Source organism: Thermoanaerobacter siderophilus SR4 (assembly GCF_000262445.1).
Taxonomy (GTDB): domain Bacteria; phylum Bacillota; class Thermoanaerobacteria; order Thermoanaerobacterales; family Thermoanaerobacteraceae; genus Thermoanaerobacter; species Thermoanaerobacter ethanolicus.
On record NZ_CM001486.1, the window covers coordinates 1,370,373 to 1,391,104 of the forward strand.

Annotated in this window: 21 protein-coding genes and 1 other annotated feature; of the genes, 14 read left to right on the top strand and 7 right to left on the bottom strand. The window is 33.5% G+C overall.

Going from position 1 to position 20,732, the window contains the following annotated elements; genetic code table 11:
- The gene (locus tag THESIDRAFT1_RS06655) at window positions 1-1,404 is read left to right on the top strand and encodes a CCA tRNA nucleotidyltransferase (protein ID WP_006569892.1); all 1,404 of its coding nucleotides are present in this window, start codon (window positions 1-3) and stop codon (window positions 1,402-1,404) included.
- Window positions 1,405-1,452: 48 nt separating this feature from the next.
- On the opposite strand, the gene dmpI is transcribed toward THESIDRAFT1_RS06655, so the two are convergent.
- Window positions 1,453-1,647: a 4-oxalocrotonate tautomerase DmpI gene (gene dmpI / locus THESIDRAFT1_RS06660; protein ID WP_003868924.1), complete on the bottom strand. Its 195-nt coding sequence runs from the start codon at window positions 1,645-1,647 to the stop codon at window positions 1,453-1,455.
- Between the two features lie 441 nt (window positions 1,648-2,088).
- Window positions 2,089-2,320 (top strand) — a binding site (T-box leader).
- On the opposite strand from dmpI, the gene metG reads away from it, so the two are divergent.
- From metG to THESIDRAFT1_RS06685, 5 genes are all read left to right on the top strand, one after another.
- Window positions 2,319-4,265: a methionine--tRNA ligase gene (gene metG / locus THESIDRAFT1_RS06665; RefSeq protein ID WP_074592786.1), complete on the top strand. Its 1,947-nt coding sequence runs from the start codon at window positions 2,319-2,321 to the stop codon at window positions 4,263-4,265. Its footprint overlaps the feature before it by 2 nt.
- A 12-nt stretch (window positions 4,266-4,277) precedes the next feature.
- Window positions 4,278-5,045: a TatD family hydrolase gene (locus THESIDRAFT1_RS06670; protein WP_006569893.1), complete on the top strand. Its 768-nt coding sequence runs from the start codon at window positions 4,278-4,280 to the stop codon at window positions 5,043-5,045.
- 185 nt (window positions 5,046-5,230) lie between these two features.
- The gene (locus THESIDRAFT1_RS06675; RefSeq protein WP_003868927.1) at window positions 5,231-6,262 is read left to right on the top strand and encodes a ubiquitin-like domain-containing protein; all 1,032 of its coding nucleotides are present in this window, start codon (window positions 5,231-5,233) and stop codon (window positions 6,260-6,262) included.
- 36 nt (window positions 6,263-6,298) lie between these two features.
- Window positions 6,299-7,120, top strand: coding sequence for a 16S rRNA (adenine(1518)-N(6)/adenine(1519)-N(6))-dimethyltransferase RsmA (rsmA, locus tag THESIDRAFT1_RS06680; RefSeq protein WP_006569894.1), 822 nt, complete (start codon window positions 6,299-6,301; stop codon window positions 7,118-7,120).
- A 69-nt stretch (window positions 7,121-7,189) separates the two neighbouring features.
- Complete coding sequence (locus tag THESIDRAFT1_RS06685; RefSeq protein ID WP_006569895.1) at window positions 7,190-8,278, top strand: hypothetical protein; 1,089 nt, start codon at window positions 7,190-7,192, stop codon at window positions 8,276-8,278.
- A 39-nt stretch (window positions 8,279-8,317) separates the two neighbouring features.
- Here THESIDRAFT1_RS06685 and THESIDRAFT1_RS06690 read toward each other — a convergent pair whose 3' ends face one another.
- The 5 genes from THESIDRAFT1_RS06690 to sigI all read right to left on the bottom strand — a co-directional run bounded on the left by THESIDRAFT1_RS06690 (window position 8,318) and on the right by sigI (window position 11,782).
- Window positions 8,318-8,554 carry an HPr family phosphocarrier protein gene (locus tag THESIDRAFT1_RS06690; RefSeq protein WP_003867338.1) on the bottom strand — a complete coding sequence of 79 codons (237 nt, stop codon included), beginning with the start codon at window positions 8,552-8,554 and terminating at the stop codon, window positions 8,318-8,320.
- Window positions 8,555-8,689: 135 nt separating this feature from the next.
- Window positions 8,690-9,958 (bottom strand): S-layer homology domain-containing protein, encoded by a 1,269-nt coding sequence (locus THESIDRAFT1_RS06695; RefSeq protein WP_006569896.1) that lies wholly within the window; start codon window positions 9,956-9,958, stop codon window positions 8,690-8,692.
- Window positions 9,959-10,408 (bottom strand): hypothetical protein, encoded by a 450-nt coding sequence (locus THESIDRAFT1_RS13960; protein WP_244262583.1) that lies wholly within the window; start codon window positions 10,406-10,408, stop codon window positions 9,959-9,961.
- A gap of 92 nt (window positions 10,409-10,500) precedes the next feature.
- Window positions 10,501-11,085, bottom strand: coding sequence for an anti-sigma-I factor RsgI family protein (locus THESIDRAFT1_RS13965; RefSeq protein WP_425274153.1), 585 nt, complete (start codon window positions 11,083-11,085; stop codon window positions 10,501-10,503).
- A gap of 40 nt (window positions 11,086-11,125) precedes the next feature.
- Window positions 11,126-11,782 carry an RNA polymerase sigma factor SigI gene (gene sigI, locus THESIDRAFT1_RS06705; RefSeq protein ID WP_006569898.1) on the bottom strand — a complete coding sequence of 219 codons (657 nt, stop codon included), beginning with the start codon at window positions 11,780-11,782 and terminating at the stop codon, window positions 11,126-11,128.
- 116 nt (window positions 11,783-11,898) lie between these two features.
- On the opposite strand from sigI, the gene THESIDRAFT1_RS06710 reads away from it, so the two are divergent.
- Window positions 11,899-12,954 carry an Mrp/NBP35 family ATP-binding protein gene (locus THESIDRAFT1_RS06710; protein ID WP_006569899.1) on the top strand — a complete coding sequence of 352 codons (1,056 nt, stop codon included), beginning with the start codon at window positions 11,899-11,901 and terminating at the stop codon, window positions 12,952-12,954.
- A gap of 310 nt (window positions 12,955-13,264) precedes the next feature.
- On the opposite strand, the gene THESIDRAFT1_RS06715 is transcribed toward THESIDRAFT1_RS06710, so the two are convergent.
- Window positions 13,265-13,621 (bottom strand): NifB/NifX family molybdenum-iron cluster-binding protein, encoded by a 357-nt coding sequence (locus THESIDRAFT1_RS06715; RefSeq protein WP_006569900.1) that lies wholly within the window; start codon window positions 13,619-13,621, stop codon window positions 13,265-13,267.
- Window positions 13,622-13,762: 141 nt separating this feature from the next.
- On the opposite strand from THESIDRAFT1_RS06715, the gene THESIDRAFT1_RS06720 reads away from it, so the two are divergent.
- The 7 genes from THESIDRAFT1_RS06720 to THESIDRAFT1_RS06750 all read left to right on the top strand — a co-directional run bounded on the left by THESIDRAFT1_RS06720 (window position 13,763) and on the right by THESIDRAFT1_RS06750 (window position 20,732).
- Window positions 13,763-14,281 (top strand): hypothetical protein, encoded by a 519-nt coding sequence (locus THESIDRAFT1_RS06720; protein ID WP_006569901.1) that lies wholly within the window; start codon window positions 13,763-13,765, stop codon window positions 14,279-14,281.
- Window positions 14,282-15,763: an AAA family ATPase gene (locus THESIDRAFT1_RS06725; RefSeq protein ID WP_006569902.1), complete on the top strand. Its 1,482-nt coding sequence runs from the start codon at window positions 14,282-14,284 to the stop codon at window positions 15,761-15,763. It abuts the gene before it with no gap.
- Window positions 15,764-16,075: 312 nt separating this feature from the next.
- Window positions 16,076-17,962, top strand: coding sequence for an NADH-quinone oxidoreductase subunit 5 family protein (locus THESIDRAFT1_RS06730; protein WP_006569903.1), 1,887 nt, complete (start codon window positions 16,076-16,078; stop codon window positions 17,960-17,962).
- The gene (locus tag THESIDRAFT1_RS06735) at window positions 17,959-18,810 is read left to right on the top strand and encodes a respiratory chain complex I subunit 1 family protein (protein WP_006569904.1); all 852 of its coding nucleotides are present in this window, start codon (window positions 17,959-17,961) and stop codon (window positions 18,808-18,810) included. Before THESIDRAFT1_RS06730 ends, THESIDRAFT1_RS06735 begins: the two co-directional genes overlap by 4 nt.
- Before the next feature lie 5 nt (window positions 18,811-18,815).
- Window positions 18,816-19,283, top strand: a complete 468-nt coding sequence (locus THESIDRAFT1_RS06740; RefSeq protein WP_004399989.1) for an NADH-quinone oxidoreductase subunit B family protein — start codon at window positions 18,816-18,818, stop codon at window positions 19,281-19,283.
- The gene (locus tag THESIDRAFT1_RS06745; protein WP_004399988.1) at window positions 19,280-19,657 is read left to right on the top strand and encodes an NADH-quinone oxidoreductase subunit C; all 378 of its coding nucleotides are present in this window, start codon (window positions 19,280-19,282) and stop codon (window positions 19,655-19,657) included. The genes THESIDRAFT1_RS06740 and THESIDRAFT1_RS06745 overlap by 4 nt, the downstream gene beginning before the upstream one ends.
- Complete coding sequence (locus tag THESIDRAFT1_RS06750) at window positions 19,650-20,732, top strand: hydrogenase large subunit (RefSeq protein WP_039929514.1); 1,083 nt, start codon at window positions 19,650-19,652, stop codon at window positions 20,730-20,732. The genes THESIDRAFT1_RS06745 and THESIDRAFT1_RS06750 overlap by 8 nt, the downstream gene beginning before the upstream one ends.

Sequence of the window (20,732 nt, forward strand, 5' to 3'; positions counted from 1 at the left end):
GTGTCAACAATACCAAAATTAATAAGAAAATTAGGAAAAGAAGCATATAATTTGTATATTGTTGGGGGATACATAAGGGACAGGATTTTAAATAGAGAAGCTAAAGATTATGATTTTGTAGTTCAGGAAGATGCAGAGAAAATTGCCAAATTAGCGGCAGAAAAATTAGGGGGTACTTTTGTGCCTTTTATGGCTGAAAAAGGCACATATAGGGTTGTGGTAGGAGATGAAATATTGGATTTTACTAATTTAAGAGGTGAAGACATATACATCGATTTGGCTCATAGAGACTTTACAATGAATGCTATGGCTATAAAACTGACGGATTATTTTGAATTTGAATATATTATTGACCCTTTTGGTGGCGTGACGGACATAAAAAACAGGAAAATAAAGCATGTTGGTGTGATGACTTTTAAAGAAGACCCTTTAAGGGCTTTGAGAGCTGTGAGATTTGCTGCGACTTACAAATTTGATATTGATGAGGGCACAAAGGCTAAAATAAGAGAAGAAGCAGAGCTTATAAAACAAGTGGCGCCAGAGAGAATAATGAATGAAATTTTTATAATATTAAAAGAAAAGAATTCTCACAAATATTTAAGAATGATGGAAGATTTAAAGCTTATGGAAAATATATTTGAAGAAGTTGCTAAAATGAAAGAAGTAGGAAAGTGCTATTATCACCTTACAAATGCTTGGATACATTCACTAAAAACTGTAGAAGAATACGAAAATATCATAAATTCTATGAGATTTCCCAAAGACGTATATGATATAGTTTCGGAGTATTTAGATAGAAAGCTTTCTTCTGACAACAAAGTAAAGGACATAATAAAACTTGGAGCTCTTTTTCACGATATAGGCAAACCAGAATCCATATACATTGATACTGAAAATAGAGTACATTTTTACAACCACGAGACAAAAGGAGCAGAAATCGTAAAAAAGATAGCATCAAGGATGAAAATGCCCAAAAAAGAGTCTTCTTTGCTAAAGAAGCTTGTCCTTTATCACATGAAGCCTTTAATGTACTATGTAAATGGCGGACCAACGAATAAATCTCTTTTTAGATTTTTTTCCGAACTTAAGGATGATTCAATAGCGATTCTACTTTTATCTCAGGCTGATTTTACTGCTACAAGGCTTAATTTAGGTAAAGAGGAAGAGATACCAAAGTTTACAGATTATATTACCAAGCTTTTAAAAAGATATGTAGAATTTAAAGAAACAGAAAAACCATTACTTTCGCCGCTGGATATAATAATAAATTTTGATGTAAAAGATGGGAAAAAATTAGGACAGATTTTATATGAAATAAGGAAAAATAGATTTTACGGAGAAATTCAAGATAAAGAAGATGCTGTAGAGTTTGTAAAAGAAAGAATGAAAATAGAGAAAATATAATTTAAAAAGAGATGCAAAAATTTTCGCTGCATCTCTTTTTTATAAGAGTTATTTTTTATGTAGTTCAGAGAGAGGGGTTCCTCCTACGCCTATATTGTCTGGATTATTTTCTTTTATAATCACTGAGAATGCATTTATAGGAATATTGAGTACTTGTGAAGCTGCTTTTGTAAGTTCAGAAATAAGTTTTGCTTTTGTTTCCTTACTTAAATTGTCAGGTCCTTCAATTGTTATAAAAGGCATTGCAATCCTTCCTTTCTATATTTTTTTGATGTTCTCGATATTTATTTTAACACTTTTTTGTGTAAGAAACCAAATTATAAGAAAAATTTATGATGACAATTACTAAAAATCAATTATATAATATTGTTAGCATTTTTGGGATAGAGAGGAAAATGAAAAAGCTTTTATTTTTGTATAATTGCTTTTTTCTTTTGGATTTTTTTGACCCTTACCTATTTCGATTAAAACATCAAAAGAATAGTTTTTACTTTTTGTAAAATATTTTACATCTGAAGCGGCTTCTATATCAAAAAGTTGTTCATTTTTTTGAGGTTTGATTTCATAAATGTGATATATTGCGACGAGTGTAATTGTAAAAGCTATACTAATGCAGAAAATATACTAAAAAGGTAGTTGACAATACTTTTTATAAAGGGTATATTAAAGAATAAATAGATATAGTAAAAGGCGATGAAGGAAAGAGTAAAAAGCTTGAACTTTCACAGAGAGTCGGGCGAGGTGCGAACCGATAAAGTTTGGGCTTTTGAAGATGGCTCCGGAGCCGTACTGCCGAAGGCTAGTAGGTTTTACCGGGAACTCCCGTTACAGGGTAGGAGTGTGTTAGCACTCTGTGAGGCATGCGTCGTGAGGCGCATGTGAAGAAGGGTGGTACCGCGACAATCTCGCCCCTTATGTGGAGGCGAGTTTTTTATTTACAAAAAAAGAGGAGGATGGATATGAAAAAGACTTTTTACATTACGACACCTATCTATTATCCCAGTGATAAATTACATATTGGTCATTCATATACTACAGTTGCTGCAGATGCGATGGCAAGGTTTAAAAGGCTTACCGGATATGATGTCAAGTTTTTGACCGGTACTGATGAACATGGGCAAAAAATTCAAAGAATAGCAAGAGAAAAAGGGATGTCTCCTAAAGAATATGTAGACGGGATAGTTGAATGGATAAAAGATTTATGGAAGACAATGGATATAAGTAATGACCAATTTATTCGCACAACCGATAAATATCATGAGGAAATAGTACAAAAAATATTCACGAAATTGTATGAAAAAGGAGATATATACAAAAGCGAATATGAGGGATGGTACTGTACTCCTTGTGAATCTTTCTGGACAGAAAGCCAGCTTGTAGATGGGAAATGCCCAGACTGTGGTAGACCAGTAGAAAGGGTAAAAGAAGAAGGGTATTTTTTTAAATTGTCTAAATATGGGGATAGGCTGTTACAATATTATGATGAACATCCTGATTTTATACAGCCGGAGTCAAGGCGCAATGAGATGATAAACTTTATAAAATCAGGTTTGGAGGATTTGTTTGTCTCAAGGAGTTCGTTTGACTGGGGTATAAAGGTACCTTTTGACCCAAGACATGTGATTTATGTTTGGATAGATGCTTTGTCAAATTACATAACTGCTTTAGGATATTCTACAGACCATGACGACGACTTTAAAAAATACTGGCCAGCAGATGTTCATTTGGTTGGAAAAGAGATAATGAGGTTTCACACAATAATATGGCCAGCAATGCTTATGGCTCTTGACTTGCCCCTTCCTAAAAAAGTGTTTGGACACGGTTGGCTTATACTGGAAGGAGGCAAGATGTCAAAATCTAAAGGCAATGTAGTAGACCCTAAAGAGCTGGTTAGGAAATATGGCGTGGATGCTGTAAGATATTTTCTTTTGAGAGAAGTTCCTTTTGGGGCGGATGGAGTGTTTTCTAATGAAGCTTTGATAAACAGAATAAATTCAGACCTTGCTAATGACCTTGGAAACTTGCTGAGTAGGACTGTTACAATGATTGAAAAATACTTTGAGGGCATTCTGCCAAAGCCTTCACAAAAAGAAGAAGTAGATGATGACCTTATAAATACTGCACAGAATCTACCTAAAACTGTTGAAGAGTACATGGATAAACTTCAGTTTTCCAACGCTTTAATTGAAATATGGAAATTAGTAAGACGAGCTAATAAGTACATTGATGAAACAATGCCTTGGATTTTAGCGAAAGATGAAAGCAAAAAGGAAAGATTGGGTACTGTTTTGTATAATTTAGCGGAAGCTTTGAGATTTATTGCAATACTTATATCTCCTTTTATGCCAAATACCCCGCAAAAAATGTTTGAACAATTAGGAATAGAAAAAGATTTGACGACTTGGGAGAGCTTAAAGTTTGGCTTGTTAAAAGAAGGTACAAAAGTAAAAAGAGGAGAAATTATTTTCCCGAGAATAGATGTAAATAAGGAACTGAGTGCTATAGAAGAAAAAGCAGAGGAGGAAGAGAAAAAGATAGATTATATCACTATTGAGGATTTTGCAAAAATTCAGCTTAGGGTTGCAGAGATTTTGGAAGCCGAAAAAGTGGAAGGCTCTGACAAGCTTATAAAGATGAAGCTTAAAGTGGGAGAGGAGACAAGGCAAATTGTAGGAGGAATTGCTCGTTATTACACTCCTGAAGAGCTTATAGGAAAGAAAATAATTATTGTATATAATCTGGAGCCAAAGAAACTAAAGGGTATTGAGTCTCAAGGAATGCTTTTAGCAGCATCTACCGAAGGAAAAATGTCCCTTCTTACAGTGGACAGGGATATAGAAAGTGGGGCAAAGATAAGCTAAGGAGTGATAAAATTGTTGGTAGATTCTCACGCTCATCTTGAAGATGAGAAATACGATAGAGATAGAGAAAAAGTTATTGAAGAATGTAAAAAAGACCTCACATTTTTAATAAATGTGGGGTCTAACCTCTTAACTTCTAAACAGTCTATTGAGCTAGCTCATAACTATGACTTTATATATGCTTCTGTTGGAATTCATCCCCATGATGCACAAAGGGAATTTGACAAAGTGGAAGAAATAGAGAGATTAGCTTTACAGGAAAAGGTTGTAGCAATAGGAGAAATAGGGTTAGATTATTATTACGACGACCCTCCCAAAGAGTTTCAAAAAGAGATTTTTATAAAACAAATAAGGCTTGCGAAAAAGCTAAATCTTCCAATAATAATACACAATAGGGATGCTCATGGAGATATACTAGATATATTAAAACAGGAATGGACAAAAGATTTAAGAGGGGTTTTTCACAGTTATTCGGGAAGTGTTGAAATGGCTTTTCAAGTAATTGAAATGAATTTTTACATTTCTTTAGGAGGGCCTGTGACATTTAAAAATGCAAAAAAACCTAAAGAAGTAGCAAAAGCTGTTCCCTTTGAAAAACTTTTAATTGAGACAGATAGCCCTTATCTTACTCCTGAGCCTTATAGAGGAAAAAGGAATACACCGGTGTATGTGAAATTTGTAGCGAAAAAAATTGCAGAATTAAGAGAGATGCCTTATGAGGAGGTTTGTAGGATTACTGCTGAAAATGCTATAAAACTTTTTAACATCCCTCTCAAATAAAAGTTTTAAAAAACAACCTCCTGTTTTGAGGGGAGGTATCAAAAGTCAAAAAAATGCGTATAATATCATTGAGTTTGGTTTCCCCATAAATGAAAAATTGTGTATAAAAATTTGACAAATCAATTTAATTGGATTAAAATTACTTACGACTCCCCTAAATTAAATTTTTAACAGGAGGCTATGGGATGGATACAGACAAGTTTAGAAAGCGACTTGGTGAAATAGTTAAAAAACCAGTTGCTCTTCTAACGTTGGCTGCAGTATTCCTATTGATTGTCGGAGCTATAACATACGCAAGCTTAAAAAAGGAAATAACCCTTCAGGATGAAGATAAAAAAATGGTTGTTACAACATTTAAATCAACAGTTAAGGATTTGTTAGAAGAGAAAGGAATTAAGCTAAGAAAAGAAGATGTAGTAACGCCTTCTTTAGACACTGCTTTAAAAAATGGCATGAAGGTGACTATCAAAAGAGCAGTTCCTATCACTATCTGTGTGGGTGGAAAAGCAAAAGATATTTACACTGCTGCATCTAATGTAAAAGAAGTATTTCAACAAAATAGTATAACTTTAGGACCACAAGACAAAGTAAATATGAGTTTAGATACGCCTGTGTTTAGGTACATGTACATCGACGTTACAAAAGTAACAGAAAAAATTGTTACTCAAGAAGTAGATATACCATATCAAACAGAGACAGTAAAGAATGACAATATGGAAAGAGGACAAGTAAGAGTAGTTCAACAAGGAGAAGTTGGGAAAAAACAAATTGTGATGAAAGTTACTTATGAAAACGGCAAAGAGGTAGCAAAAAATATAATAGAGGAAAAGATAATAAAAAATCCGATAAACCAAATTGTGCATGTTGGAACACTAGGAGTTTTTACTACTTCAAGAGGAGAGACTTTTAGGTATAGGGAAATTAGAACTATGGTTGCTACTGCTTATACTAATAGCGTAACAGATACCGGTAAAAAACCAGGAGATCCCAATTATGGGATAACTGCTACTGGTACGAAAGCTACAAGGGGAGTAATAGCTGTAGATCCAAGGGTTATACCTTTGGGCACACGACTTTACGTAGAAGGATATGGATTTGGAATTGCTGCAGATACAGGTGGAGCTATTAAAGGGGATAAAATTGATGTTTTTTTCCCGACTCTTGAGGAAACAATTAAATGGGGAAGAAGATACGTGAAAGTTTATATTTTAAAGTAGACAGGGTTTCCCTGTCTTATTTTTTGAGGTGGAGCTATGAAAGTAAAAGGGGTTAATGTAAAGAAAAAATGGGGACAAAATTTCATATTTGACAAAAATATTTTAGCAAAAATTGTGACTGCTTCGGGAGTTGCTTCTGAAGATTTTGTACTAGAAGTTGGAACAGGATTAGGGACTTTGACAGAAGAACTAGCTAAAAGGGTTAAAAAGGTAATTTCTTTTGAAATTGACAGAGAGCTTTATGAAGCAACAAAAGAAAAACTTAACATTTATAACAATGTGATTATCATAAATGAAGATATAATGAAGGTGGATTTAAATAAAATAGCTAATGAATATTTTGAAGGGAAGCCTTTTAAAGTGGTTGCTAATCTTCCTTATTACATAACTTCTCCTATAATAATGATGCTTTTAGAGTGTAAATTTGTGAAAGAGATAACTGTGCTAGTGCAAAAAGAAGTTGCTGAAAGAATTTGTGCTCTGCCGGGTACTAAGGACTATGGGATACTTACAGTTTTTATAAATTTTAAAGCAAAGCCTAAGATACTTTTTAATCTACCACCAAGTGTTTTTGTTCCTCCACCTAAGGTAGATTCTTCTCTGGTTAAATTAGAGATACTTGATAAATCTTTAGTTGAGGTAAAAGATGAAAGGTTATTTTCTAACGTGGTAAAAGCTGCTTTTGGACAAAGGAGAAAAGTCTTGTCCAATGCTTTAAAAACTTTAGGACTTCCAAAAGAAATTATAGATAAAGCTTTTACTCTTTCAAACTTATCACCTCAAAGGAGAGGAGAAACTCTTAGTATAGAGGAGTTTGCTGCTTTGGCAAATGTTATTTATGATTTGACAAAGCAGTAATAATAATCCCCCTCTTTTCATAATATATATTGCAAAGTTATATTTAAGATAAATGAGGGGGAAGAATAAATGCCAATAAATATATATAAAAGGTTTTATATTGTTTATAATCAAGAAGACAAGGGATGTTCTATTGAAGGAAAAGAAGTGACAGGTTATTTAAAAGTGGAGTTTAGAGGAAGCAGAGGAAGAATAACAGCGGCTTTGCAAAATCTTAATCCCACGTATTCCTATAATGTGAAATTGCTAAAAGGCGAGGGAGAAGTTACTGTTGTAGATTTTGGAGCAATAAAAGTAGATGATAAAGGACGCGGTGGAGGAGAATGGACTTTTAATGTAGAGAATGTAAAAGATTCGGGAATTAGTTGGGAGGAATTTTCTGTAGCATTTATAGAAGCCCATGATGGCATAAAAACTTTAGTACCTTTGGCATCTGTTATAAACAAGAAAACTACAAACTGGAAGGCTGCTTATAAAAAATATCTGTTAAAGGTAAAACAAGAAGAAACATTAACAGAGAAGAGTGATAAGAATGATAGGGAAATTAAGCAAGAGGAAACTGAAACTGCGATACCCCAAGACTATGAAAGTGCGGAAGATGAAAATATTAAAAATGAATTTACTAAAAAAGATGAAACTTTACAAAATGTTTTGGAAGAGACTCAATTTGAAACCAATTTTTATATTTCTGCCCCTGAAGAAACTCCTAAGCCATTGATGCATTCTTCTAATACTCAACAACAGAAAACTTCTTTTAAGTTTGAGGAGGAAGTAGAGGAAGGATATATAAAATATTTAAGAGAGTATGTTAACAATATAGTGAGTTTTTTGGAGGAAGTTCAGCCTTTTGAAAAAAATTTTGAAGGTTATAGGTGGTGGAAAGTTAAAACGGGTTACAGGGAGGGAAGCTTTGACCATTATCTTGTGGGATTTGTAAATGATGAGGAGGGTGAATTAAAATACATTGTGTATGGAATGCCAGGATTTTTTACTCTTGCAGACCAGCCTTTTGGTGGTATGACAGGGTTTGTAGTTTGGAAGCCAGTTAAAGAAAATTTAAGAGGCGCGAGGGATGAGGGATATTGGATTTTGCATATTGATGCAAAGACAGGACAAATTGCTGTGCCTATAGAACCAACTCCACCGCCTTTGATATAAAAATAAAAGCGTAGTCTCTACGCTTTTATTTTTATACTATTATACTATGAATTCTTTTAAATCTTCTTCTAATTTTTTCAAGCTTTCTTCATCAGTTGTGTGAGGTATTACTGTAAGGACATTTTCTAAATTAAGGCTAAAAAGGCCCATTATTGATTTTGCGTCTATTACATAGCGACCAGAAGTCACGTCTATGTCAAAAGGATATTTTGAAGTTTTTTCTACAAAATTTTTGACACTTTCAATTGTAGTTAATTTTACTTTTATTTCTTTCACGGATAATTCCCCCTTTTATGGATTTAACTTTATCGTATATGATTTGTGGACTTTTATCAATTAGCTTTTTTCACAAAAATTTTATGCTTATTTTAGTAATTGTTTTCAAAAGTAAAATCCCTCCAATGAGGGATTTTACTTAACATCTGAGGCTAAATCAATATCAACAGAAACATTTATATTTTTATCTGTTTTAACACTTATTTGTGTAATTTTACCATCGTAAGTAAAACTTTTTATGTCATATGGATAAGTTATAGCTTGTGTCACAATTGCATCGGGAGAAGGGTCTATATATTTTACTTCAACTTCTAATATGGTATCTTTTGACGTTTTTATTATTTGAGCCTTTTGTATATTTACGATATATCCACCTGTTCGCATCATACCGCGAGTTGCGATTACATAATATATTCCATTTTCTTCTACTAGTTTAACAGCAGGCTTATTTTTAATAGCTTCCACAGCTGATGATACTTTTTCAGGAGGATTTTTAACATCTTTAAGTTCTATAGGAATCACTTCCTCACTTTTATTGTTTAACACTTCCACAAATATTATATTATTTTTGAAATCTAATATTAATCTTATTTGATAGCCGGGCTTTAGATAATCTATTCCTACATACTCATTTCCGTTGTAAACTGGCACATTTTTTAATATATTGAAAGTCTTTAGTCCACCATTGACTTTTACAGTTATAGTATTGTTATCTATAGCATAAACAGTAGCAACGACATCACGGCCATTGAGGTTATTTTGTACCTTTTCGTCAAGCCTTTCCAATAAAACAGCCATTTCTACTCTTTTGATGGGTTCGTTTGGCTTGAGCTTTTCTCCATCTCCTTTGATGAGGTTCTTTTCTACAGCTACGTACATATAACCTATAGCATCTTTAGGGATCTTATCCCAGTCTTTGTAGTTCAAAACTTTATTCATATTTTGCTGAGCTTGGTTTTCCAAGCCTAAAGCGCGAACTAAATATTTTGCTATTTCGTATCTTTTTGCCTTTTCATTTGGATTAAACCTTTTTAACTCGTCATAAGTTAATATGCCCTTTTGGTATGCCAGCGTAATAAAGCCTTTTCCCCAACTAAGTTTTGGGCCTTTGTACTCTTTAGGTAGCTCAGTTATTTTATTAGCTTGTTCTTCATAACCCATCGCCCGTAAAATCATTACTAATGCCTCTAAGTGAGTGACAGGCTTTGAAGGGTTAAATTTTTTATCTCCAACTCCTTTTATAAAACCTTTTGCATACATTTTTTCAATTGCTTTTACTGCCCATGTGAATTGTTGAATGTCGTCAAAAGAGTATTTTGGCTGCGATTTTGCATATGCTGTCGTGGAAAACAATAGTAAAAAGATTAAAACTACTGAAATAAAAAAACGAGATTTTTTTAGCATTTAATCTTTCACCTCCATCATTTTTTCATTATATTTTTCGCTATTTTTGTCATCTTTTTGGGGGTAGTTTTCAATTTCTTTTACATTTTTGTAAGGATTTTTATCAAAGCTTTTATCAAGACTTTTATCAGAATTATTCAATTCTTTATTATCAGAATTGGATTTTACTTTATTTTCTTCTTTTTGATCAAAAACATTATTGGTGTTGCTTTTTTTTGATTCTGTATTTTCTGTGGCTCCGCTATCTTTCTGTGTAGGTTTATTATCAATATTCTCATCTTTTTTAGTTGATTTGTTTTGATTTTTTGCTTCTTCTTTTTTTACATTTTTTATAGTTTGAGTAGGTTCTTCTTTATAAAGGTCTTTTGTATTTATTTTAGCAGGTTTATCAGTGGTAATTTTAACTTTAGGAATACCTTTATCTTTAGAATCTTGAGAGGTAGTATTCATCTTTTTTTCATCCTGTTTTTCTTTTATTTTTGTATAAGCTTGTTTTAGTTCTTTAAAAAATTCGGGACTATTTAATTTATCTTTTGGTATGTTTATTCCTTCATTTTTAGCTTTTTCCCAGAGGATAAGCCTGCCAGGTGATGTTTTTCTTTTTTAGCCTCTTCTCTTTGTACTTCATTGGATTTCAAAGTTTCTATTTGAATTTTAGCATTTGTTTTTTTTATGTCATTGATGGCTTTTTGTATATCTTCATTTATAACATGTGAATTTTTTATGTTAACGGTAGTTATTACTATGGTATCTTCTTCTTTCAAAAAACCAAGTTTTTGTGATTCTTTTACTGTTTGATTTATAAACGTTGTAATGTCAAGGCCTTTATAAGAGAGATTTTTTAAGATTTTTTTTCCATCTTCATTTAAAGGATTGGCACTTATTATTTTGGCGTTTTTATCTATTAAAACTTCAATACTTGGATTTATATCTATATACACATAGGCGTAAACTTCTGGTGATTTAAAATTAATAATAGTAAATATTAATGCGAGAAGAAGAGAAGCAGCTATTAAAATTTTAGCAGTATGCCTTAAAGCTAAAAAGTTTTCATTGAGTTCGATAGTTTCACCTATATCTACATTTTGCAAATTTTTCAAACACTTAAATTCCCCTTTTTCAGTCATTACATAAGTTTTATTTTTTCTTTTTGAACTACAACGGCCTTCATATTTTTGACACCTCACTTTCGGGGCTTATGTATTGTTTTAAAAGAGGCAAGTCTTCAGAAATGATTATTACTAGCGCTATTATGTATTTTCTGTGTTTTTCTATAGTCTTGCGGCTTACTTTTAAAATATTTACTAAATCTTTTATAGGAAGATTCTTTTTGCTTTTTAAATATTCCAGTAAGCCCCTATTTTCACAAATTGTATAAGCAATTTTTGTAGCTATTTTTCTTGTGTCTGCGTGCTTGGGAGATTGTTTGACTAAATCATCTAAAGTTATGTTGTAAAGACTTAGCAAGTTTACAAAAGAAATCATTTCTAGTTTTCTATTTTCCGCTTCATAATCAGTGCTTTTTTCTACATATAGTTCTAAAGGAATAGTATTTTGCTGATTTTGCCGTAAAAAATCTATAAGTCGCCTTTTAATAAGCAAACTTGAAAAGCTTAAGAATGAGCCTTTTGTATCATCAAAGCTGTCTATGGCTTCGTTAAAAGCTATAAGTCCTATGCTTAATTCATCACTATTTTTTTCATCTATGTATTTGTTTGTAAATAAAGACAATTGCTTTATGATAAAGGGGGTATATTCCTCAATTAATTTTTCTCTTTCAGAGGGGTCTTTTTTAGCTACGTATACTCTGTCGTTTATATCCAACTTAACCACCCCACTATATTATTCGCATCGACAAAATTTTTTGAGGGTATTCTATTAATAATGATTATATATTATAATATAAATGTCAACAAAAAATACCAATGGGAGGTATAGAGTTGCTTACAAAAGAACAAGTATTAAACGCTCTAAGAAAGGTTTATGACCCAGAAATAGGAAGAAGTATAGTTGACCTTGATATGGTGAGAAATATTCAAATAGAAGGGGATAAAGTTACAATTGACATAAACCTTACTGTGAAAGGTTGCCCTCTTCAAGATACTATTAAAAAAGATGCTATCGAAGAAGTATCCAAACTTGAAGGAGTTTCAGAAGTAATAGTAAATTTAGGTAGCATGACAGAAGAAGAAAGACAAAATTTAGCAAGAAAGCTTAGCGGTGGCAGAAAACCTATATTTGAAAATACGAGAGTAATAGTAGTAGGTAGTGGAAAAGGTGGAGTAGGTAAATCAACTGTTGCAGTTAATTTGGCTGTGGGCCTTGCTAGATTAGGTTTCAAAGTAGGGCTTTTGGATGCTGATGTATTAGGATTTAGTGTTCCAAGGCTTTTGGGTATTGTGGATGAAAGACCTTATGCATTGGATGAGCATACTATTTTGCCATTAGAAAGATTCGGGGTAAAAGTGATTTCGATGGGTAATTTTACTGACGAAGATACACCTTTAATATGGAGAGGTCCACTTTTGTCAGGAGTGCTTGATCAGTTTTTCAATGATGTGTATTGGGGAGAATTAGATTATTTAGTATTGGATTTACCACCAGGAACAGGAGATATACCTCTTACAGTGATGCAAAAATTACCCGAGTCAAAATTTGTGCTTGTGACAACTCCACAAGCTTCAGCTTCTCACGTAGCAGGAAGAATCGGTTATATGGCTAAGAAAGTTAATTTAGAAGTTATAGGTATTGTGGAAAACATGTCATATTTTGAATGTCCTAACTGCCACCAAAGATATAATATTTTTGGTGAAGGGGAAACAGAAAAATTAGCGCAAGATTTAGGAACAGAAATACTTGTAAAGATTCCAATGATGGTTAAAGTCAGAGAATTAAGCGATGTAGGTATACCACCTGCTCTTGATGATGGACCAGAGGGATTGCCCTATATTGAGCTGGCGGAAAAAGTTGTGGAGAAAGTAAGGCCTATCAAATAAAAAGCCTCTTTGTAAGGCGCCAGACTGTAGACAAAACTTTTTTATAAAGGAGGCATTTTGCATAGGCTAAGCGACTTGTTACAAAGCGGCAACTAAACTTAGCGAGACCGAGGAACGGAGGCAGGGCCGAAGCCAAGGAGGGCGGAGGCGGGCACCTGAGGCAAGGACGCCGAATGTGCCCGGAACCCTGCCGGAGTCCGAGGGGAAGCTTATGTTTAGTCGCTTTGTAACTCTGGAGCGAACAATGCAAAATGCCTCCTTCAAAGAAAATAACTTTGTCGACAAACTGAAGCCTCTTTGTGAGGCTTTTTTATTTGGCAAGTTCATCTTCAGGAATTGTATCAGTCAAGTTTTCAACATATTTTGAGAGGTTCTTTATAACTTCTTCATAAGGCAAACTTTTCTCAAGACGTATAAATTTTAGCCCTTTTTGCTTTGCCTTTCCATAAGAAAGACTGCAAAAAGCTTCAGGCACAGTTATTACTACATCGGTTTTTTGGTCAAGGAGAAAATCTACAATAGCACTTCTTCTTCCTTCTTTTAGAAAGTATCCCGGATTATCGTACTTTTCAGTATTTTCTTTTTGTGTATCAAAAATAATTATATATGGCCCGTCGGGAAGTTTTTCAATATAGCCCTCCTCTGTTATTGTAGCAGCTATTCTCATACAAATTTGCCTCCTTATTTTTTACGTATTTTCTATAAATTAATTATATTCCTTATAAGAGAGAAAACAAAATTTTTAATATTGTACTCGATATATATTCTATGATATAATAAAGTATATCATAGACAAGGAGTGAGAGTTTTGCTCAAGGGGATAAAATGGCAGATTGTTTTGATAACTTTTGTGGTAGTTTTTGGATTTTTATTTGCCAGCTTTCAATTGTATCAAAATAAAATTCTGCCCGATAAGATTTCAAAAGATGTAAGTACAGTTAAATTTGTTAAAATGGCAACAATTTCAACTGATACCAATGGATATACTATAAAAGTTAGATTAGGAGAAGTAGAAAATTTAATGGAAACTTATAAAGAAATAGAAAATAAGGTAAATAAATATCCTGTTAAAATAAATATTTTACTTATTGACAATCCTAATGAGAAGTTAAATAATGTTTATTATAACTGTCAGTTTTCAATTTACGAAGGCATACAAAAAGGCGATTATATGAAGATGTATGATACAATAAAAGAGATTTCAAGTAAAAATAATGTAATATCTTATGTATATATTGATAAGCAAAACATCTATTTAGATTTAAGAGATGGTTCTCATTATTTATATAAAATAATACCGCGTGAGGCTTACAAGGGGGAAAGCTAGATGGTCAAAGAAATTTTACTGGGAATAACTATCGCGTTTGCTATATTTGCAGCTTTTCTTGGTATAAATGTTACTCCTTTACTCTTTCTGGCAGGTGCTTTTTTGCTTTTTAATTATATTATGGAAAATAAAGGGTTAATACCAGGGAGCAAAAATATTATAAAACCCGAATCGGAAATATCCTTTGAAGATATTGGAGGACAAAATACTGCTATTTCTGAGTTAAAAGAAGCCTTGGATTTTGTAATAAATAGGGAGAAAATATCTAAAATGGGTATACGGCCTATCAAGGGCATATTACTGACAGGACCTCCTGGAACTGGTAAGACTTTATTAGCTAAAGCAGCTGCAAAATATACAAATTCCAGCTTTATAGCTACTTCAGGTAGTGAATTTATAGAAATGTATGCAGGAGTAGGTGCTCAAAGAGTTAGAAATCTTTTTGAAACAGCAAAAAATCTTGCTAGAAAAGAAGGCAAAAACAGTGCAATAATATTTATTGATGAAATTGACATATTAGGTGCTAAAAGAGGAACTAATGAAAGCCATCATGAATACGACCAAACCCTTAATCAATTGCTAGTGGAAATGGATGGGATTAAAAGCGATGGAGAAATAAATATTTTAGTAATTGCTGCAACAAACAGGCCAGATTTATTAGATCCTGCTCTTTTGCGACCTGGCAGATTTGACAGGCAAGTAGTTGTGGACTTGCCTGATAAAAGTGGAAGGCTGCAGATTTTAAAAATTCATACAAAGAATAAGCCTTTGGGGGGAGATGTTAATCTTGAAGAAATAGCTGAAGATACTTTTGGTTTTTCTGGAGCTCATTTAGAGAGCCTTTGCAATGAGGCAGCAATTCTTGCTATGCGAGATAATTCAGAAGTTATTTTACAAAAGCATTTTAAAGAGGCTGTAGATAAAGTTATATTGGGAGAAAAAAGTGATAGAAAACCTACAGAAGAAGAAATATTTAGAGTTTCTGTTCATGAATCGGGACATGCTATAATAAGCGAAACAGTAAATCCAGGTTCTGTTGCGACTGTGACAATTGTACCAAGAGGTAAAGCACTTGGATTTGTGAGGCAGACAGACAAAGAAGACATGCTCATTTATACAAAAGAACAGTTGGAAAAAGATATAATGGTGGCTTTAGGCGGTACAGTAGCTGAGCTTTTGGTTTTGGGCAATAGAAGTACTGGTTCTGCTAATGACTTTGAACAGGCGGTTGATATTGCAAAGAAGATGGTATACACTGGATTGTCCGATTTAGGGATAGTAAGTAAGGAAGATGTTCCTAAGGAAAAGGTCAATGAGGAAGTAAATAAAATTATTCAGGTCCAAGAAGGAAAAGTAAAAGAAATTTTAGAGGGAAAACTGGAAGTATTAAAAGCGATTGCAGATATTTTAAGAAAAGAAGAAACTATATCAGGAGAGAAACTAAGAGAACTGATAGGTGAAAAGGAAGTTGCTATAGCTTGATTTGCATAAAAGAAGCGTCTGATAAAAGGCGCTTCTTTTATATGATAAAAATAAAACGAATCATAAGAAAAAATAAGAGTATTATGAATTCTAATAAGTGGAGATTTAAAAGACAGTTAAGAAAGGAAGAAGCCTAATTTGTTAAAATAATAACAGAAAAAATTATCATTATTTCATGATAAATATTATCTATTGTTATTGACTTTATACACATGAAACCGTATAATCATTGTAGAAGGTTTATCAATTAATTAGGATTCTGTATACAATATGTAAGTTGCAGTTAGTTAAATTTTTAAGAGAGGTGTTTTTATGCAGTCAAATTTATTACTGCTAAGCATTATATTTCCTATTATAGCGGGTATTATTGTTCTTTTTTTGAGGCAATCTTCTATTAGAAAGGCTTTTATTGCTGCATCTTTAGGTGTAATCGTTTTACTATCTTTAATTATGTTGGCGACCTTAAAAGTACCTGATATTTTTAATTCCCCGGCTTATTACAATGGTATGGATGTGGCCATCAAGATAGGGGACTTTGCTCTTTTGCTTTATGTTCTTTATATTTCTTTTAAAATTAAAGAATGGAGAGCGACTTTTTTTGCAGTATTACAACTTGTTCCTTTAATATACTTTGAGTTTTTTATGTTAAAGGAACACGAAGTTGCAATGTTTTTAGTAGATGAACTGTCTATTATAATGAACTTGATTATATCAATTGTTGGTTCTCTAATAGCTCTTTATGCCTTTGGATACATGGACCATCATGAAGAAGAGAAACATGTATCACCCACAAGACAGCCGAGATTTTTTGCTATTATACTTATATTCCTAGGGGCAATGAATGGAGTAGTATTTTCTAATAATTTGATGTGGATGTATTTCTTCTGGGAAGTAACTACATTAAGTTCCTTCATGCTGATAAGCCATGACCAAACAGAAGAAGCTATTAGAAATGCAGCAAGAGCTTTATGGATTAACATGATGGGTGGTTTTGCACTTTTACTGGGGATAATATTTATTTACACTAACTACAACACTATATCTTTAGTTGATGTATTAAGCATAAAAGATACTGCGTATATACTTTTGCCAATGTTCTTTATAGCATTTGCAGCTTTTACAAAATCTGCGCAACTGCCCTTCCAGAGTTGGCTTCTTGGGGCAATGGTGGCTCCCACGCCGGTTTCTGCGCTTTTGCACTCCAGTACAATGGTTAAAGCAGGTATATACGTTTTATTGAGATTTTCACCGCTTTTTAGGAGTACATTGTTAAGCGACTTTATAGCGATATACGGTGCGTTTACTTTTCTAGCTACAGCTTTCCTTGCTATAAGTCAAAGCAATGCCAAGAGGATACTGGCATATTCTACTGTATCAAATTTAGGGCTTATGATAGCAAGCATTGGAATTAATACTTCAAGTGCTATTGCTGCAGCTATATTGCTTTTGATATTCCATGCAGTGTCTAAAGCTTTGTTGTTCTTGTGCGTTGGAACGATAGAGCAACATATTGGAAGTAGAGATATTGAAGATATGAAGGGTTTGGTAAATAGGATGCCTGTAACAGCGGCAATAACTTTTATAGGAATTTTAACTCTTATGGCAGCACCCTTTGGAATGCTTGTATCTAAATGGCTTATAATAGAAGTAGCAGCTAATCAAATATGGATCTCTGTCATATTAGCGATAGGAAGTGCTTTGACAGTACTTTATTACACCAGATGGATAGGAAATCTTTTATCGGGAACGTATTTTAGTAAGCGCTCAGAGGAGCATATGAATACCACAATTGGTGTTTCTCTCTACAGCTTAACAGCTATAGCTATTGTATTAAGTTTTGCAATTTCAACTTTATATAATATGTTAGTAATGCCTCAAATATTGAATATGAAAATGGATGTGGCTCTCAAAGCTGTTAAAGGCTATTTATATACTTCAAACGGAGGATTTACCATTTATCCTATTTTCATAACAATTGGTATAGCGATAGTGTTATCACTAATTTCCATAAGAAAATCTACACGAGTTGCTGTAAAAACTACTCCTTATACAGCAGGACTTACTTATGTAGAAGAGGATGGGTATGATGTAAAAAACTACTATCTCACGACTTTTGCAACTGAAGGGATATTGACAAAATATTTTAATTATATTTCTGTTGCTTTAATTGCTGTGATTCTGGGAGGTGCTATCCTATGATAAAAGAAATTGGGATATTTGTTGTTGCAGTGATTTTAGCTCCTTTAATCGGCGGTTTTTTATCAGGGATTGACAGAAAACTAACAGCATTTATACAAGGAAGATATGGGCCTCCCATCTGGCAGCCTTTTTACGATGTAATAAAACTTTTATACAAGCAAAGACTATTAGTAAATGACTTTCAAGTGTTTTCTGCCTATATGTATCTTTTATCAGCGATTCTTTCTGTGGGGCTTTTTGCTATAAAAGCAGACCTTTTGATGATTTTGTTTATAATGTCTGTAGGACTTGTGTTCTATATAGCGGGAGCTCTTTCAACAAAATCTCCTTACAGCCAAGTTGGGGCTCAAAGAGAGCTTATGCAGATGTTAGCATATGAACCGATGTTGATATTTTTTGCTATAGCAGTCTACAATGTGACCGGAAGCTTTAATTTAGCTCAAATAATGACCCATGGCAAATTGCTTTTAGATTTGCCTTTGATGTTTATACTTTTGGGCTTGGTTTTGACAATCAAGTTAAAGAAATCACCTTTTGACTTATCAGCTTCAGAACACGCTCATCAAGAGTTGGTACGAGGCATTTTGACGGACTATTCAGGTCCTTACCTTGCTTTGATTCATATTGCTGATTGGTATGAGTTGGTTTTGATATTAGCTATGATTGCTATATTATGGTCTCAAAATCTTGTAATAGGTGCTCTTATTGCTTTGGCGGCATTCTTTGTGGATATAGTTATAGATAATATAACAGCAAGAATGACAGTAAAATGGATGTTAGCTTTTAGCTGGAGTATAAGTATTCTATTTACAATTGTGAATATAGCTTATATATATTTTAGGAGATGATTGGTATGGGTTTAAAAGAATTTGTAGAAAAATCTTTTAAAAAGTCACCGTGGGTTTTGCATTACAACTGCAGCAGTTGTAATGGTTGTGATATTGAAATCTTAGCTTGTATGACTCCGCTCTATGACATGGAGAGGTTTGGAATGGTAAATGTAGGAAATCCAAAACATGCGGATATTTTAGTAGTTACAGGCACTGTAAACCACAAAAATAAAGAGGTCTTGAAAAATATATATGACCAAATGCCTGAACCTAAAGTGGTAGTAGCTGTTGGAGTTTGTGCTGCTACAGGAGGCATTTTCAGAGAGGCTTATAATGTGCTAGGCGGTATTGATAAGGTGATTCCCGTAGATGTCTATGTGCCAGGCTGTCCTGCAAAACCGGAGGCAATAATAGATGGATTGTATAAAGCTGCGGAAATTTTAAAAGAAAAATATGAGAAAATGGGAAAAGCTGAAGAGGTGTTAAAATGATTAACAGTAGAGAAGTAAAAGTTGATGAGATTGAAAAAGAAGCAAAATACTATTATGACAATGGTTATAGATTTGTTACAGAAACATGCCTTGAAGAAGATGGTAAATTCAAAATAATTTATACTTTTGAAAGAGAATATGAATTGGAGAATTTCCACGTATATGTAAATCCTGCAGAAGAAGTGCCTAGCATTTCAAAAATATACTTTGCTGCACTTTTAGTAGAAAATGAGATACAAGAGTTGTTTGGCGTCAAGTTTAAAAACTTGGCTATAGATTTTGAAGGATTATTATTTTTAGGAGAATACGCTCCTATATCTCCGCAAGCGAGTATAGAAATTATGAGAAGGGATAAAGGTGATAAGAATGAGTGACAAAAGTACTATACCGTTTGGGCCACAACACCCAGTTTTGCCAGAACCTATACATCTAAAACTTGTTGTTGAAGATGAAAAAGTGGTAGAAGCATATCCTTCTTTTGGATTTGTTCACAGAGGACTTGAAATGTTAGTTCAGAGAAAAGATTTTAATCAAATGGTCTATGTTGTTGATCATATTTGCGGTATTTGCAGTGCAATGCATGGTCAGGCGTACTGCCAAGCAGTAGAAGAATTGATTGGCATTGATGTACCAGAGAGAGCAAAATATTTGAGAGTTGTTTGGGCTGAACTTCACAGAATCCACAGCCATTTACTTTGGTTTGGTCTTTTAGCAGATGCTTTTGGCTTTGAAAATCTCTTTATGTTGTCTTGGAGAATAAGAGAGAAAATTATGGATATACTTGAGGCTACTGCAGGGAACAGGGTTATTATCTCTGTAAACATCGTTGGTGGTGTGAGAAGAGATATAGACACTGAACAAGCAAAATGGCTCTTAAATGAACTTAAGGAAGTTGAAGAAGGGTTAAAGGAATTAGAAAAAATAGTAAAAAACAATTATACAATTAAGCAAAGGACAGTAGGAATTGGTGTACTTTCTAAAGAAGATGCTTATATGTTTGGAGCAGTAGGGCCTACATTACGAGGAAGTGGTGTTCCTATAGATATGAGAACGACAGGATATGCAGCTTATGGAAATTTAGACTTTGAGCCAGTTGTAGAGACTGACGGAGATACCTATGCGAGGACGATTGTTAGAGTTAGAGAGATGTTCCAGTCCATAGACCTTGTGAGACAGGCTCTAAATAAAATGCCAGAAGGTGAAATAAATGTAAAAGTAAAACCAAATCTACCTGCTGGAGAAGTTATAACAAGGGTAGAACAGCCAAGAGGAGAGGTGTTTTATTACATTAAATCTAGTGGAGGCAAGAACTTAGATAGACTTAGAATAAGAACTCCTACCTTTGCGAATTTGGCATCCCTTTTGCACATGCTGCCAGGCAGTACTCTTGCAGATGTGCCAGTGTTAGTGTTAACTATTGACCCTTGTATAAGTTGTACTGAAAGGTAG

What these genes read in the sequence shown, in the direction of transcription:
- THESIDRAFT1_RS06730 (WP_006569903.1), top strand. Translation starts at nt 16,076, where the DNA reads ATGCAGTCAAATTTATTACTGCTAAGCATTATATTTCCTATTATAGCG.
- THESIDRAFT1_RS06750 (WP_039929514.1), top strand. Translation starts at nt 19,650, where the DNA reads ATGAGTGACAAAAGTACTATACCGTTTGGGCCACAACACCCAGTTTTG.
- THESIDRAFT1_RS06715 (WP_006569900.1), bottom strand. Translation starts at nt 13,621, where the DNA reads ATGAGAATAGCTGCTACAATAACAGAGGAGGGCTATATTGAAAAACTT.
- THESIDRAFT1_RS06740 (WP_004399989.1), top strand. Translation starts at nt 18,816, where the DNA reads ATGGGTTTAAAAGAATTTGTAGAAAAATCTTTTAAAAAGTCACCGTGG.
- THESIDRAFT1_RS06725 (WP_006569902.1), top strand. Translation starts at nt 14,282, where the DNA reads ATGGTCAAAGAAATTTTACTGGGAATAACTATCGCGTTTGCTATATTT.
- THESIDRAFT1_RS06735 (WP_006569904.1), top strand. Translation starts at nt 17,959, where the DNA reads ATGATAAAAGAAATTGGGATATTTGTTGTTGCAGTGATTTTAGCTCCT.
- dmpI (WP_003868924.1), bottom strand. Translation starts at nt 1,647, where the DNA reads ATGCCTTTTATAACAATTGAAGGACCTGACAATTTAAGTAAGGAAACA.
- THESIDRAFT1_RS13960 (WP_244262583.1), bottom strand. Translation starts at nt 10,408, where the DNA reads ATGAATACTACCTCTCAAGATTCTAAAGATAAAGGTATTCCTAAAGTT.
- THESIDRAFT1_RS06695 (WP_006569896.1), bottom strand. Translation starts at nt 9,958, where the DNA reads ATGCTAAAAAAATCTCGTTTTTTTATTTCAGTAGTTTTAATCTTTTTA.
- THESIDRAFT1_RS06745 (WP_004399988.1), top strand. Translation starts at nt 19,280, where the DNA reads ATGATTAACAGTAGAGAAGTAAAAGTTGATGAGATTGAAAAAGAAGCA.
- THESIDRAFT1_RS06685 (WP_006569895.1), top strand. Translation starts at nt 7,190, where the DNA reads ATGCCAATAAATATATATAAAAGGTTTTATATTGTTTATAATCAAGAA.
- THESIDRAFT1_RS06675 (WP_003868927.1), top strand. Translation starts at nt 5,231, where the DNA reads ATGGATACAGACAAGTTTAGAAAGCGACTTGGTGAAATAGTTAAAAAA.
- metG (WP_074592786.1), top strand. Translation starts at nt 2,319, where the DNA reads ATGTGGAGGCGAGTTTTTTATTTACAAAAAAAGAGGAGGATGGATATG.
- THESIDRAFT1_RS13965 (WP_425274153.1), bottom strand. Translation starts at nt 11,085, where the DNA reads ATGACTGAAAAAGGGGAATTTAAGTGTTTGAAAAATTTGCAAAATGTA.
- rsmA (WP_006569894.1), top strand. Translation starts at nt 6,299, where the DNA reads ATGAAAGTAAAAGGGGTTAATGTAAAGAAAAAATGGGGACAAAATTTC.